At 72.1% G+C, this 13425-nt stretch carries 11 protein-coding genes; 3 read left to right on the top strand and 8 right to left on the bottom strand.

Annotated elements, in window-relative coordinates; all coding sequences use genetic code 11:
* The first annotated feature begins 65 nt into the window (after window positions 1-65).
* Window positions 66-905, top strand: coding sequence for an SGNH/GDSL hydrolase family protein (locus tag OG520_RS05465; RefSeq protein ID WP_266429800.1), 840 nt, complete (start codon window positions 66-68; stop codon window positions 903-905).
* A gap of 50 nt (window positions 906-955) precedes the next feature.
* Here OG520_RS05465 and OG520_RS05460 read toward each other — a convergent pair whose 3' ends face one another.
* From OG520_RS05460 to OG520_RS05435, 6 genes are read right to left on the bottom strand one after another with little or no spacing between them, the layout of a single operon-like run.
* Window positions 956-1834, bottom strand: a complete 879-nt coding sequence (locus tag OG520_RS05460; protein ID WP_399333371.1) for an STM4011 family radical SAM protein — start codon at window positions 1832-1834, stop codon at window positions 956-958.
* Between the two features lie 8 nt (window positions 1835-1842).
* The gene (locus tag OG520_RS05455) at window positions 1843-3207 is read right to left on the bottom strand and encodes an STM4012 family radical SAM protein (protein WP_406012384.1); all 1365 of its coding nucleotides are present in this window, start codon (window positions 3205-3207) and stop codon (window positions 1843-1845) included.
* Window positions 3204-4019 carry an STM4013/SEN3800 family hydrolase gene (locus tag OG520_RS05450; RefSeq protein ID WP_399333392.1) on the bottom strand — a complete coding sequence of 272 codons (816 nt, stop codon included), beginning with the start codon at window positions 4017-4019 and terminating at the stop codon, window positions 3204-3206. The genes OG520_RS05455 and OG520_RS05450 overlap by 4 nt, the downstream gene beginning before the upstream one ends.
* Before the next feature lie 37 nt (window positions 4020-4056).
* Complete coding sequence (locus OG520_RS05445) at window positions 4057-5211, bottom strand: STM4014 family protein (RefSeq protein ID WP_406012383.1); 1155 nt, start codon at window positions 5209-5211, stop codon at window positions 4057-4059.
* Entirely contained in the window at window positions 5192-6163 is a 972-nt protein-coding gene (locus tag OG520_RS05440; protein ID WP_406012382.1) for an STM4015 family protein, read from the bottom strand. Before OG520_RS05440 ends, OG520_RS05445 begins: the two co-directional genes overlap by 20 nt.
* Window positions 6164-6169: 6 nt before the next feature.
* A complete protein-coding gene (locus tag OG520_RS05435) occupies window positions 6170-7126 on the bottom strand; it encodes an STM4015 family protein (RefSeq protein WP_406012381.1) in 957 nt (318 codons plus the stop codon).
* A 190-nt stretch (window positions 7127-7316) separates the two neighbouring features.
* Between OG520_RS05435 and OG520_RS05430 the strand changes: the two genes are divergently transcribed.
* On the top strand, window positions 7317-7643 hold the full coding sequence (locus tag OG520_RS05430; protein WP_266429815.1) for a hypothetical protein: 327 nt from the start codon (window positions 7317-7319) through the stop codon (window positions 7641-7643).
* 111 nt (window positions 7644-7754) lie between these two features.
* A complete protein-coding gene (locus OG520_RS05425; protein ID WP_406012380.1) occupies window positions 7755-8756 on the top strand; it encodes a DUF6745 domain-containing protein in 1002 nt (333 codons plus the stop codon).
* Window positions 8757-8824: 68 nt separating this feature from the next.
* On the opposite strand, the gene OG520_RS05420 is transcribed toward OG520_RS05425, so the two are convergent.
* Window positions 8825-9436 carry a TetR/AcrR family transcriptional regulator gene (locus tag OG520_RS05420; RefSeq protein WP_399333359.1) on the bottom strand — a complete coding sequence of 204 codons (612 nt, stop codon included), beginning with the start codon at window positions 9434-9436 and terminating at the stop codon, window positions 8825-8827.
* 108 nt (window positions 9437-9544) lie between these two features.
* Window positions 9545-13279: a S8 family serine peptidase gene (locus OG520_RS05415; protein ID WP_406012379.1), complete on the bottom strand. Its 3735-nt coding sequence runs from the start codon at window positions 13277-13279 to the stop codon at window positions 9545-9547.
* Window positions 13280-13425 lie beyond the last annotated feature (146 nt).

Genomic DNA, 13425 nt, shown 5'->3' with positions numbered 1-13425 from the left:
TCACCACCCGTCAACCCCATATTACGGTCGCGTAGGTCACATTCAGCGGTGCAGGATAAGCGTTTGTGGCAGACGATTCGAGAAAAAACCAACGTGGCGTCATCAACCGACAGGGCGTCATCGGGTCGTACGCGGCGATTGGCGACAGCTTCACCGAGGGAGTCGGCGACCCCGGCCCGGACGGGACCTTCGTCGGCTGGGCGGACCGATTCGCGGTACTCCTCGCGGACCAGCTCCCGGACCCCGATGCGGGCACCGAAGGTTCCGCGCACGGGAATTTCAGGTACGCCAATCTCGCCGTACGCGGACGCCTCCTCGACCAGATCGTCGAGGAGCAGGTACCGCGCGCCAAGGAGCTCGCACCCGACCTGGTGAGCTTCTGCGCGGGCGGCAACGACATCATCCGGCCGGGCACCGACCCCGACGACGTGGCCGAGCGCTTCGAGCGCGCGGTCGCGGAGCTGACCGAAGCGGTCGGCACGGTCATGGTCACCACCGGCTTCGACACCCGTGGCGTTCCCGTGCTGCGCCATCTGCGCGGCAAGATCGCCACGTACACCGCCCATGTACGGGCCATCGCCGACCGCTACGACTGCCCGGTCCTCGACCTGTGGTCGCTGCGGTCCGTCCAGGACAGGCGCGCCTGGGACGACGACCGGCTCCATCTGTCGGCCGAGGGACACACCAGGGTCGCGCTGCGCGCCGCCCAGGTCCTCGGCATCGATGTGCCGGCCGACCCCGACCAGGAATGGCCCCCGCAGGCACAGCGCGGCACCCTCGAAGTACGGCGCGACGACATCCACTGGGCGCGGGAGTACCTGGTTCCGTGGATCGGCCGGCGGCTGCGCGGCGAGTCCTCGGGCGACCACGTCGAGGCGAAGCGGCCGGACCTCCTGCCGCTCTAGACAGATGTCCGCGCCCCGTGCTGCCGCCGCTCGCCGGACCGGCCTGAACCTCAGACCGGTCCGGCGAGCGACGACAGCGGAGCGGCCGGTATCCGCTCCAGCACACCGCCCGCGAAGACGTCGTACAGCGGCAGCGTCTCCAGGTGCACGTAGCCGATGTGGCAGTCGCAGACCGCCAGCGGACAGGCGCGCGGACCGAGGGCCCGCCGGTAGCTCCCGTCGTAGAGATTGCCGAGCTCCGCCGGTACGAAATGGCAGCGCCGCACGGTGCCGTCACCGTCCACCGAGATGACCGACTCGCCGGTCCGGCAGGGCAGCCCGGCCGACCGGTGCGGATGCCGGCTGTACGGGAAGAGCGGGTCGACGGCCGTCCAGCGGTCCGCCTCCTCGTCCGTGTAGGTGTGGCCCTCCGCCGCGTTCACCCAGAGATAGACCTCGTCCGGCAGCGCCGCGCGCAGCTGCCGCGCCTCGTCGAGGTGGTCGTCGAGCCCGACGACACCGACACTGTGCCGGATGCCGAGCGCGGTCAGCTCCCGGCACTTGGTGAGGAACCGCTCGTACGGCGTCTGCCCCGGGTGGTACGTGCACCACAGGGCGATCTTCTCGCGGCCCGCCTCACCGGCCTCGGCCAGCCACCCCGTGCGGCTGCTGATGTTGGTCTGGATCGCGACCCGGCGGATGTGCGGCAGCCGCGCCAGCTCGACCAGGGCGCGGCGGTACCAGGAGCGGACCAGCCCCTCGCCCCACGGCGTGAACAGGATCGAGAGCCGGTCACCGGTCTGCGCCGCGGCCCACGCCGTGAACCGCTCCAGCGCGGCACGGTCGGCACGCAGCTGTTCCGGGCTGTCGCGCCGCTTGGCGAACGGGCAGTACGGGCAGTCGTAGTCGCACGACGCGAGCGGGCCGCGGTAGAGGATCGTCAGGTCCATGGGCGCGCTCACTTCAGCTCGTACGCGGCCATCGCGGCCCGTACATCGGGGGAGAAGAGTTCCGGGCCCAGGGCGTCGGAGTGGGCCAGGCCCTCGGGGGACAGCCGCAGCAGTCCGGACGCCCCGGCCGACGCGTCGAGCCAGCCGCGCGCTTCGAACCGGGCCAGCTCCAGGCGGAAGTCGTCGCCCGGCGAGGTACCGAACCGCTCCCGGTAGTCGGTCAGTCGCAGCCCCTCGGCCTGGAGGACCGACTGGAGGAGGTGGCGCCGGCGGGCCTCGTCGCCGTCGACGTACCGTCCGACCTCCGCGCGGGAGAAGTCCTCGGCGGCGGCGTAGCCGTCGATGATCGCCCGCACCTCCCGCATCTCCACCGCGTAGTCGAAGGAATAGTGCAGCTCCGTGGTGTACGAGCGGGCGCCGCACCCCAGGCCGATCATGCCGTCGGTCTGGCAGGCGTAGTCGTCGGGGCCGTCCGTCCGCGGGGCGTCGGCGCGGCGGAACATCCGCATCGAGACCTGCTCGTAGCCGTAGGCCAGGAGATGGTCCCGGCCCGCGCGGTACAGCCGCAGCCGCTGCTCGTCCCAGGCCGCGTCCGCCGACGCCCCGCCGTCCGCGTCGAGCCGTCCCAGACCGGTCAGCGGGCGCACGTACAACGGATAGAGATACAGCTCCTCCGGCTGCCAGCCGAGCGCCGCGTCCAGCGAAGCGCGCCAGCTGTCCTCGGTCTGCCCGTCGATGCCGTAGATCAGGTCGATGTTGAGGACCGGGATGCGGGCATCGCGTATCCGGTCCAGCGCCGCCTCCACATCGGCCCGCCGCTGCGGGCGCACGGCGGCACGCGCCTCCGATTCGACGAAGCTCTGCACCCCGATGCTGATCCTGGTCGTCCCGCGGTCGGCGAGGACGGCCAGCCGGTCGGCGGTCGCGGTCGACGGCGACGTCTCGACCGACAGCGGAACGGACCGCAGATCGGCGCCCATCCGCTTCTCCGCGATGTCGCAGAGCCGCTCCAGCTCCGCCGCGGTCAGGAACGTGGGTGTACCCCCGCCGAACGCGGCCGCGGCGAAATGCACCGGACCGTCGTCGCCCAGCGCCTCCCGGACCGCGGTGGCCTGCCGGTCCAGCGCGTCGAGATACCGGGTCGCCAGCTCGTCCGGAGCGCCGATCCGGGTGAAGAGATTGCAGAAGCCGCAGCGGACCTCGCAGAACGGTATGTGGAGATAGAGCGAGAGCGCGTCCTTGCGCTCGGCCGCCCACAGCTCGCGCAGCCCCGGCCGGTCGGCGAGCGGCCGGTAGGCGGTCTTGTGCGGGTAGGCGTAGACATAGCTCTGGTACGGCCGGGTGGCCGGCGCGACGGTCGTGGTGCGGCTCATGGTGCGGTGGCCCCCGGTTCCAGGAAGAAGTGCGCGTACGGAACGGTCCAGACGGACTCGTGACCGAGCCGGTGACCGGTGTAGCCGTCGTCCCCGTACGCCGTGCCGTGGTCCGAGCAGACGATGGCGAAACAGCGACGGCGGCTGCTCGCGGCGGCGAAGAGCCTGCCGATATGGGCGTCGACGTACTCCAAGGCCGCGGCATGGGTGGCGCGGGAGTCGCCCGCCTCACGGGTGGCTCCCGGCAGGTGGAACCAGTTGGGCTGGTGCAGGGCGGACACATTGACGAAGAGGAACAGCCGCTGCTCCGCGGGGAGTCCGGCGACGACCTCCTCGGCACGGGCCACCTGCGCCTCGAAGGAGGTGGGCGACGCCACGCCGAACTCCGGCTCCCAGTGGCTCTCCTGGAACATGCCGGGCAGCACGGAACCGAGCGGCGCCTGCTTGTTGAAGAAGCCGACACCGCCGATGCACACCGTGCGGTAGCCCACGCCGGCGAGGCCGGAGAGCAGATCCGGTGTGTCGAAGACAAAGGTGCCGGAGGCGGTGGACTCGCTGCCGGCGAAACGTGCCGCGAACAGCCGGGGGTGCGGCCCCGGGCCCGCCGGTGTCGGCAGGAATCCCGCGAAGATCGCCTGGTGGGAGGCGTAGGTGAAGCTTCCCGGCGCATGCCGCTTCTCCCAGACACCGCCTGGCAGATGGCGCGCCAGATGCGGAATGCGGCCCGCGGCGGCGAGCTCCACCGCCACGTCGTGGCGCAGCGTGTCGAGGGTGACGAGCAGCAGATCGTGGCTGCCCACGATCTCGCTCATGTCCGGGTTCCGGGCGTCCTCGGGGGTGCGCGCGGTGTCAGGCGGTGGCGGTTGCACGGTGGTTCCTTGCTCTGTTCATTACGGCGGCGACCTGCGCCGCATAGGTGTCCAGGTCCTCGGCGCCGCTGCCCGGAAGGCCGGTCAGCCGCGGCAGGAGATCGCCGAAGGCGTTGACCTCGCCGACGGCGAAGCGCCGCCAGCCGGTCGAGGGCAGCAGATCGACGCCCACGCACAGGGTGCCCGGGAAGCACGCCGCGGCCCGTTCGCACACGGCCAGGGCCTCGCTCCAGCTGCCGCCCGCCGCCTCGACGGCGTCGCGGACCTCGTCGAGATCTCCGCGCTCGCCGCCGAGGTGGAGGTTGGTCATGGGGGAGTGGCTGGTACGCACGACGGCGTGGGTGGCCCGGCCCGCCACCACCACGACCCGCAGATCCGTCGCCCGGCCGCGCCGGGTGGCCTTGGGCAGCCAGCGCTCGATGTGCAGCCCGTCCGGTGCGAGCGCGTCGACGATCGCCGCGGTATCCCGCTCCGTCGTGACGCGGCGCACCCGCAGGGAGTTGAAGAGCCGGCCGGACGCGTCGCGCTCCACCGACGTGGTGGCCCTCACCCGGCCGGGCCCGGCCGTCTCCACGGCCAGGACCCCCGAGGCGGACGAGCCGTGCGCGAGCTTCACGAAGACCCTGGGCATCCCGTGGTCCGCCATCCGCTCGCGTACGTCCGCCCAGCCCCGCACCACGGGCGCCGCGGCTCCCGAGGTCGGCGACGCCGGGACCGGCACTCCGGTGCCGTCCAGCACGGCATGGCAGAGCCGCTTGTCGAACAGCACCGCGACATCGCCGGGATCGTCGAGCAGCACGGCACCGGCAGCGGCCGCCGCGCGCGCCACCTCCCGCACGGCCGCGGTGAAACGGGCGTACCAGAGGGCGGTCCCTTCGACCCGGGTCGGATCCCCGGCCGCGCGGAGCAGCCGCTCCACCGCCGCGTCCTCACCGGGGGAGTCCATCCGGACGGTCTCGCCGGGCAGGAATCCGGCTTCGCCGCGCAGGACGTCGAGCCAGGACACGACACGCGCCGCCGGCAGCCCGGCTCCGCGCACGGCGTCCTGGAAGAGCGTGACCCGGCGGTTGCCGGGCACACCCACGACAGCGAAGCGCGGCGCCGGGCCGGGCGTACTACTCGCCGACGGCGACATAGCGGTCGATGTCCTCTTCCGGATCCCAGTACTCGACCTCGTCGATCTCGACGTTCACCCGGTCCGGACCGAGGAGGTCCCTCAGGCGGTCCACCAACGGGTCGCTCATGTAGTGGTGGTGCAGGTCCAGCGAGGTCAGGTGGGTGAGCGGCTGGCCCGAGAGCAGCGCTTCGGCCCCTTCGTCACCCAGGGTCCCCATCGACAGGGAGAGCGTCTCCAGCTGGGCGACGACCGGGGCGGAGGCCACGGCGGCGGCGATCTCGTCCTGGACCTCGCTGTTCCGCAGCCCCAGATGGCGCAAGGCGGGGAACGTCGCACCGGACAGCAGCGGAGCGAGGTCCTCGACCCCGGTGTCACCGCCGTACTCGGTGACGCCCAGCCAGAGGTCGAGGCGCTCCAGCGCGGGCAGTTCGGAGGCGCCGATCGCCCGCACGAGCCCGGACGGAAGCCCGCCGGACTCGAACCGCAGCGACTTGAGCGACTTGTGCCGCACCGGCCGCAGACCGAGCGAAGACCCGTCGGAGCGCTGCTCGCCGCAGCCGCGGACCGTCAGCTCCTCCAACTGCCCGAACGCCTCGACCACCGGCGTCACGTCGCACATCTCCAGCCACGACACCTCGCACTCCTCGCTGACGACGTCGGCGAGGAAGAGTGCCCGCAGGGCCGGGAAACGGTCCGCTTGACCGACCAGCAGATCGACGACCGGGGCGAAGGACTCGTACTCCTCCTGCCACCAGGGGCCGATCACCAGGGCCCGCACCCGCGTAGTGTCGACCGTGTCGACGAAGTGCTGCCACAGCGGGCCGAACGTCAGATCGCCCTGCCAGGCGCTCTCCAGCCGCCACGCGACCGAACCGGCCTCCGGGAGCGGGCTGCCGGGGGTCCGGTCGGGTCCGGGAAGGGTGTGGACGGGCAGACCGTGAAAGGTCTCGGGGTGTTCGATGTCAGTCATCGCGCGTCACTCCGAGACCGAGGTGTAGCGGCCTTCGACGCCGCGGTCGCCCCAGGGCTTCTCGCGCTCCGACACATCGACCCGGACGCCGTGCGGCTCCAGCGCCTCCTTGATCCGGCGTTCCATCGGCTCGGTCATGAAGTGGTGGTGCAGATCGAGCTTTTCGAGATGGGTCAGCGGCTGGCCGTCCAGCAGCGCCGCCGCGCCCTCGTCGCCCATGGTGCCGTTCGACAGGTCGAGGACGCGCAGCTGCGCGACGACCGGGGCACTCGCGACGGCCGTCGCGATCTCGTTCTGCAGCTCGCTGTTGCGCAGACCGAGATGGGTGAGCCGGGGGAAGCGGGTGCCGGAGAGCAGCGGGGCCAGGTCGGCCACATCGGCGTCGCCCCCGTACGCGGAGACACCGAGCCAGAGATCGAGCCGCTCCAGCGCGGGCAGCTCGCTGTCCAGGATGCCCCGGATCACACCGACCGGCAGACCGCCGGTCTCGATGGTCAGCGAACGCAGCCGCTCGTGCTTCGTGGGGGAGAAGACCAGGTCCGTGCCGCCGCGCACACCCAGTTCGAGCAGACCGGGGAAGGCCTTCAGCAGCGCCGTGACATCCGACTGCTCGATCCAGGAGATCTCGTTCTCCTCCATGGTCATGTCGCCGACGAAGACGGCCTCCAGCGAGGTCAGCCGGTCGGCGGCGGCGATGATCAGATCGATCGGGTAGGACGATTTCTCCTCGTACGACTCGCCCCACTGACCGATGATCAGGGCCCGAACCCCGGCCGGGTCGACCGCCTTCAGGAACGCCTGGAAGGCTTCCTCCCAGGTCATCTCGGAGTCGTCGTCGTACGGATCGACCGATATGCGCCAGGCTGCCGCATCGGCGGCCTGCACGGGCGGCTCACCCGTCGCGTGCTGGAAGTCGACAGTGGGAAGGCCGAGCAACTCGTGCAGATGGTCCACACCGGACATGACCGTGAGCTCCTGGTACTGAGGGAACGGCTGATGCCCAAGGTTTATCAAGCCGCACTGACAACGGCGCGACCGGGACCGCCGCGACGGTCCGCCGGTCCCGGTCGGCCGCCGGTCGATTGTCAGACCCTCCCCGTAGCGTTTTCTCCGTGGCCGGCACAGCGGGTGCGGCCATCGAGGGGAGACGTCTGTGTACCGGCAGGGCGATGTACTGATCGTGTCGTTGGACGAGTCGGCGGTGCCCGCGCATCTCGTGGACGCGCCGGGTGAGCCGAGGGACGGCCGCGGCCGCATGGTCCTCGCGCTGGGCGAGGTCACCGGCCATGCCCACGCGGTCCAGGGGCCGGGCCGGCTGATGCGTGAGGCGGGGGCGTTCGGGCCGATGCTGCTCCATCTTCCCGAGGGCGGGCGAGTGGTGCACGAGGAGCACGCGGCGATACCGCTGTCGAAGGGCTGGTACCGCGTGGTGCGCCAGCGGGAGTACACACCGGGAGCGGTCCGCATCGTCGCGGACTGACAGCGGCCCGGGAGGGACCCGGAGGGCCCGTGGCGCACGACGCACAGCGCGCCACGAACAACACGGATCGCAGAACACAGATCGCAGAACACAGGGGATGGGGAAAGACCGATGCAGTACGTGGACTCATGGCGGGCCGTGGCAGCGGCGACCGGCGCGGCCGACCGGTCCGCGGCCGAGGACGGGCTGCGGCTCGCCTACCGCAGCGCAGGACTCGCCGAGCCGGAGCGGATCGTCTGGGTCGAGTCGCCCAGGGCCGCCGTGGAGGCCGTCGAGAAGCTCGTCGACGCCGGACGCTCGGTGCGCGACGAAGTACGGACCAGGCCCTGGGCGCAGGAGCGGCGCCGGATGTACGACGAACTGGGCCCGGCAGGCTGGTCCGCACTGTGGTCCGCCACGGGCGCACAGCTCTGGGAGACCACCGCGGCACTCGCCGATCGGATCAGGGCCGGTGTCATCGCCGACCTCTCGGAGCGCCCCGAGGACGAGTCCGACGTCCGGCTGGTGCTGCTCGACGCGGTCCTGGGCCAGCACGACGCGGCCTGGCTCGTCGCTTTCGACGGCCGGGGCGACCGGCTCGACGGTCTGGCGGAGGTGGCCAGGCACGCGGGCTGGTGGTGGCCCTACGAGCGCGTTGTCGTGATCAGTGAGCGGCCCGAGACGCTGCACCGGGACGAGGCGGGCCGGCTCGACCGCGGGGACGGCCCGGCGCTCGCCTACCGCGACGGTTTCGCCCTCCACGCCTGGCGCGGCATGCCCGTGCCCGCCGAGTTCCTGGAGGAGCTGAACTCCCTCACTCCGAAGCGGATACGCGAGGAGGAGAACGCGGAACTGCGCCGCGTGATGCTGGAGTTCTACGGCTACGACCGCTACCTCACCGAATCCGGGGCCGAGCCGGTCCACCGTGACGAGACGGGCGTGCTCTGGCGGATCGCGATGGACGGCGACGAGGACGTGGTGATGGTCGAGGTGGTCAATTCCACCCCGGAGCCGGACGGCACGCACCGTGTCTACTGGCTGCGGGTGCCGCCCGGCACCAGGACCGCGAAGGACGGTGTGGCCTGGACCTTCGGGCTTCAGGGCGACGCGTACGCACCCGTGCGCCAGACCTGACCGCCGTCGGCCGGCCCGAACCACCGCCCGGACCCACCCGGCCGGACCGCCGGCCGGGGCGGGCGGGGTCAGGCCGTCAGTGCCTCGTGGTCGATGCCGAGTTCGCGGGCGAGCGCCTCGTCGGTCCAGGCCAGCATCGTGGCCCGGGAGAGCGGACCCGCGTACGACGTCGTCTGCACGGCCAGACCGTCCAGCAGGGCGGTCAGCCGCCAGGCCGCGGACATCGGGTCGTCGCAGTGGAACTCACCGGCGGCGGCGCCCTCTTCGATGACCTCGGCCAGTTCCGCCTTCCACTGCTGGTCGAGATCGCCGACCACATTGCGCAGCGCCGGATCGCGCAGCGAGGCGGCCCAGGCCTCGATCCACAGCCGCCAGCCCTTGGCCTGTCCCGTCGGCGCGTACCAGCGGACCGCGGCGCGCAGCCGCCGTACGGCGCTGGTTCGGCGGCCGAGCACCTTGCGCAGCTGGGCGAGGTCGGCCTCGGCGGCATGCGCGAACGCTGCCGCGACCAGCTTCTCCTTGGTCGAGAAGTGATAGAGCACGAGCGCGTTGCTCACTCCGAGCACGGCGGCCACATCGGCGATCCGGACCGCCGCGACGCCCCGTACCTCGATCTGTTCGACGGCAGCGCGCAGCAGCTCTTCGCGTCGTTCCGCCACGCTCAACCGCACTCTTGCCACGGCGTCACCCTAACGAATATGCCACGCACGGGAAGACCGGGGGGCGGAGCCGTGTCCGGCCCCGCCCCTGTTCGACTCAACCGGCGCCTTCGGCTCCGGCCCGCACCGTCAGCACCAGATGTCGGCGCAGCCGGAGTTGTACGCGTCGATGAGCGTCTCCGTCAGCGAAGCGCCCGTGGAGTCCGTGACGGTGGACCTCAGATCGACCTTGGCGGTCCCGAGGGCGGGCACGGTGACCTTCCATCGGCCGTCGGCACCGCGCGCCGCCCCGGCCGGCTTCCAGTCGGTGCCGTCCGTGGCGTACCAGACCTTCAACGAGGCGATGGGCAGCGCCTTCCGGTCCCCCTGCGCGGTGAGACCGACCGTGTAGTCGAGCGGCTTTCCGGGATCGGCCGCGTTCTCGCCGGTGAGCGGCAGCCGGTAGTCCAGGTCGAGCAGCCGGGCCGGGGCGGCCGGCTTCTCGTGCCCGGAGCGCAGACGCCACTCGCTGGTGACCCTCGTCCCGAGCATCCAGGTCACCGGATCCGGCGACGTACGGGTGGCATCGACGGTCAGCCGGTACCAGCCCTTCTCGCGCGGCAGGTCGAACGTGGCGCGTCCCGGTGCGGCATTGCGGGCCAGCACCTTCCCGCCGTCGTCCGCAAGGACCGTGCTCCCGCTGTCCGCGCCCGGCGCCGTCTCGGCGCGGTGCCCGGCCGCGTCGGAGAACACCGGCAGGGCCACCTTCAGCTTGTCGCCGTCCCTCACGACCTGGGCGGTACCGGCCGGTCGGCCGAGTGCCGGGTTGAAGGGGGCGGACATCCAGTCGTCCCGGTACTCACCGCCCGCGCGGTAGACGGTGGGTGCGCCGACGAGCGTGCCCAGCGGATAGACCTGGTCACGGACGTCGTACTGGTAGTGGAAGGTCGCCGTCGTCCACGCCACACCGGGGGAGAAGTGGAGCCGCTGCTCCGATGGCGGACGGTAGCGGGTGGCCTGCTGGTGGAGCGTCAGTCCGTGCCAGGTCGTCCAGGCGTACATGCTCTTGGGGTCGGACGGGTAGCCGTGGGTGCGCTGTGTGGTGCGCACCTCGGCCAGCTCGGACCGCCGGTCGAACCAGTCGGCCCCGGCCGGGACCCGGCCGTCGACCGAGTGGTGCAGATAGTAGGCGTCCGCCCCGGTGCCGACCCCGTTCAGCGTCAGCGTCAGCGGCCCCTGGGCCAGCCGGTCCCGCAGCACGGGCACACCGGCCGGGTCCAGCCGGAGCACCGGAGTGGGCCGGTAGACGGAGAGCCCGTAACCGACGTACATGATGGCGGCCGTACCGGCGTCGGTCAGTTCCTGATAGAGCTCGTTGTTGAACGAGGTGTCGCTGGTCGCCGGTGTCCACAGCACGATCCTGCCCTTGAGGTCCATCGCCGCCGGGTCGGTGTCCGCCCCGGTCCCGATGTCGACGACCTGGCCGGTCGCCGTGCCCAGCCAGCTGTAGATGCTGTACTGCGACAGCAGCAGCTTCAGAGCCTGCGGGGAGGAGCCGGGCTCGTGCGCGTCGACCTCCCGCTGCTGCCAGCTCAGCCCGCCGAAGAAGGTGAGCCCGTCCAGCGTCCCGCCGGTGGTGGGCACGGCCTCGACGCGGTACTGACCGGCGGAACTCGGCGCGACGAGTCCGCTGTCCGCGGTGCCCGAGCCGGTGTCGATCCGCGAGGCGATTCCGGTCGCCGACTGGAGGGCCACCCGGGCGGTCCCGTCGTCCACCCCGATCCGCACCGGCTCGGCGCCCTCGGTGTGCAGCGCGACCGAGCTGTCCCGGTCCACCGTCACCCGCCGGGCGAAGTGGATCGCCGTGGTCCCGACGACGGTGTCGCCCACCGTGTCGTACTCCCAGGTGTGCCCGAGGACCCGGTAGCTGCCGCGCGGCAGCGTCACCTTCCTCGGCACGGTGCCGGTCAGCCCGATCAGCTGGGACGCGCCGGTCCGCTCGTTCTGCAGGACCACGCCGGTCGAGGTGGCCTCGCTGCCCGCACGGGGCGCGGGGCCGGTCAGGGTGAGGGTGTACGTCGCCGGATCGGCCTGGATCGAGACGGGTACGGTCGCCCGTCCGTGCCCGGACCAGTTCGCGGTCACGGTCCCGTCGTACGTCGTCCCCGCCTCGACCCGGGACGGTTCGAGGGTGACCTTCGAGACGGCCGAGGACCGCGCGGGCACGGTCAGCGTCCGCGCACCGAGCCGCACCGCCCCGCCCTGCCCCGCGGAGAGCGTGAGCCGTACGGGCTTGTCGGTGGTGTTCGTCCAGGTCAGCTCGCGGCTCTGCGGTTCGGCGGAGCCGTTCGGGTACGTGGTGCGAGCGGCCAGTGCGGCGGGTTCGGCGACCACGGCCGCGGCCAGCGCGGCCGGCACGTCGACGAGGCCCGAACCGGTGTCGGAGACCGTGGCACCGTCCACCCGCGCGGCGCTGCCGACCAGCGCCGCCTTCAGCCGGGCGCCGGACCAGTCGGGGTGCCGCTGGGCCAGCAGGGCGGCGGCACCCGCCACATGCGGGCTCGCCATCGACGTACCGGAGAGCGAGGCGTACTGCTCGGTGACGGCGGCGTCGTCCAGGGTGCCCGCGGCGCGCGCGGCGACGATGTCGCTGCCGGGGCCCGAGACCTCCGGTTTGACGGCGGGCCGGCCCTGGCGCGGTCCGCGTGAGGAGAACGGCGACATCGCACCGGACTTGGTGACCGAGCCCACGGTCAGGGCGGCGTCGGCGGCGCCGGGCGCGCTGATGGTGTGGTCACCGGTGTTGCCCGCGGCGATGACGAAGAGCGTGCCGTGCTCCGCGGAGAGCTTGTCGACGGCGGCGGACAACGGGTCGGTGCCGTCGGACGCCACGGTCGAGCCGAGGCTCATGTTGACGACCTCGGCGCCCTGGTCCACGGCCCACTGCATGCCCGCCAGGATCCAGGAGTCGTACCCGTAGCCGTCGTTGTCGAGCACCTTCCCCTCGACGAGTTCCGCGCCCGGCGCGACCCCCGCGTACCGGCCCGCGGACGCGGCCCCGGAACCGGCGATGATCGAGGACACATGGGTGCCGTGGCCCTGCATGTCCTGGACGTCGCCGTCCCCGGTGAAGTCCTGCGAGGCGACGACGGCGTTTTTCAGATCGGGATGGTTCCGGTCGTACCCGGTGTCGAGAACGGCGACCCTGGTGCCCTTCCCCGTGATCCCGGCCCGGTGCGCCCGGTCGGCGCCGATCTGCGGCACCGACCGGTCGAGCGTGGCCCGCACCCTGCCGTCGAGCCACACCTTTCCGATGCCCCCGGCACGGGCCCGTGACGGCGTGCCGAGCTGTTTCCAGACGGTCCCGGCCGACTTCTTGGGCACGTCCAGCGCGGTGGTCCGGGCGGTCGGGAAGGCCGCGGCGACGCGTGCTCCCTTCGGCGCCCCGGGGCTCCGCGACTCCTCCGTGGCGCCGCCGACGAGGATGCGCAGCGCGTCCGTGTCGGCGTCCGCGTAGCCCGAGGCGGCGAGCTCGGTCACGTCGAACAGCCGCTGGTCCACCCGGCCGCGGGAGATCTGGCCGATGGCGTCGATCGGGACGGCGTACTCGTGGCCGCCCGCCCGGAAGCGGGTGAAACCCATGCCCTCACGGCCGGCGCCCGGCACGATCGAGCTGATCTGTACGCCGTTCCCATGGCCGGAGTACGTCACCACATCGCCGGTCAGCAGGGTGACGGTGCCGCCCCGTCCGGCCGTTGCCGGGGACGCGGACGGGTCGGCGAAGGCGGGTGCGGGGGCGCGGTCGGCGGCCGCGGGCAGTGTTCCACCGGCAAGGGCGGCGGCGAGCGCGGTGGCGCAGACCGCCGTCCATCTGGTTCGTCTCATTCTCACCTCGTGAACTCGTCGGTTCTCAGGGAGTGGTGAGGCGAGAGTGACAGGAACATGGCGGATCGGAGCCCGCTGCGGACTGGCGGGTAGCTGCCATGGCAGCTACCCGCCGCACCGGCCGCGGGAACCACGGCGGAAGCGTC

Origin of the sequence: Streptomyces sp. NBC_00984, from assembly GCF_045162475.1 — a bacterium.
Classification (GTDB): domain Bacteria; phylum Actinomycetota; class Actinomycetes; order Streptomycetales; family Streptomycetaceae; genus Streptomyces.
The sequence above is the reverse complement of the archived record's forward strand: the minus strand, read 5'-3'. Positions and strand labels throughout refer to the sequence as shown.

What these genes read in the sequence shown, in the direction of transcription:
- OG520_RS05415 (WP_406012379.1), bottom strand. Translation starts at nt 13,279, where the DNA reads ATGAGACGAACCAGATGGACGGCGGTCTGCGCCACCGCGCTCGCCGCC.
- OG520_RS05455 (WP_406012384.1), bottom strand. Translation starts at nt 3,207, where the DNA reads ATGAGCCGCACCACGACCGTCGCGCCGGCCACCCGGCCGTACCAGAGC.
- OG520_RS05445 (WP_406012383.1), bottom strand. Translation starts at nt 5,211, where the DNA reads ATGTCGCCGTCGGCGAGTAGTACGCCCGGCCCGGCGCCGCGCTTCGCT.
- OG520_RS05435 (WP_406012381.1), bottom strand. Translation starts at nt 7,126, where the DNA reads ATGTCCGGTGTGGACCATCTGCACGAGTTGCTCGGCCTTCCCACTGTC.
- OG520_RS05460 (WP_399333371.1), bottom strand. Translation starts at nt 1,834, where the DNA reads ATGGACCTGACGATCCTCTACCGCGGCCCGCTCGCGTCGTGCGACTAC.
- OG520_RS05450 (WP_399333392.1), bottom strand. Translation starts at nt 4,019, where the DNA reads ATGAGCGAGATCGTGGGCAGCCACGATCTGCTGCTCGTCACCCTCGAC.
- OG520_RS05425 (WP_406012380.1), top strand. Translation starts at nt 7,755, where the DNA reads ATGCAGTACGTGGACTCATGGCGGGCCGTGGCAGCGGCGACCGGCGCG.
- OG520_RS05440 (WP_406012382.1), bottom strand. Translation starts at nt 6,163, where the DNA reads ATGACTGACATCGAACACCCCGAGACCTTTCACGGTCTGCCCGTCCAC.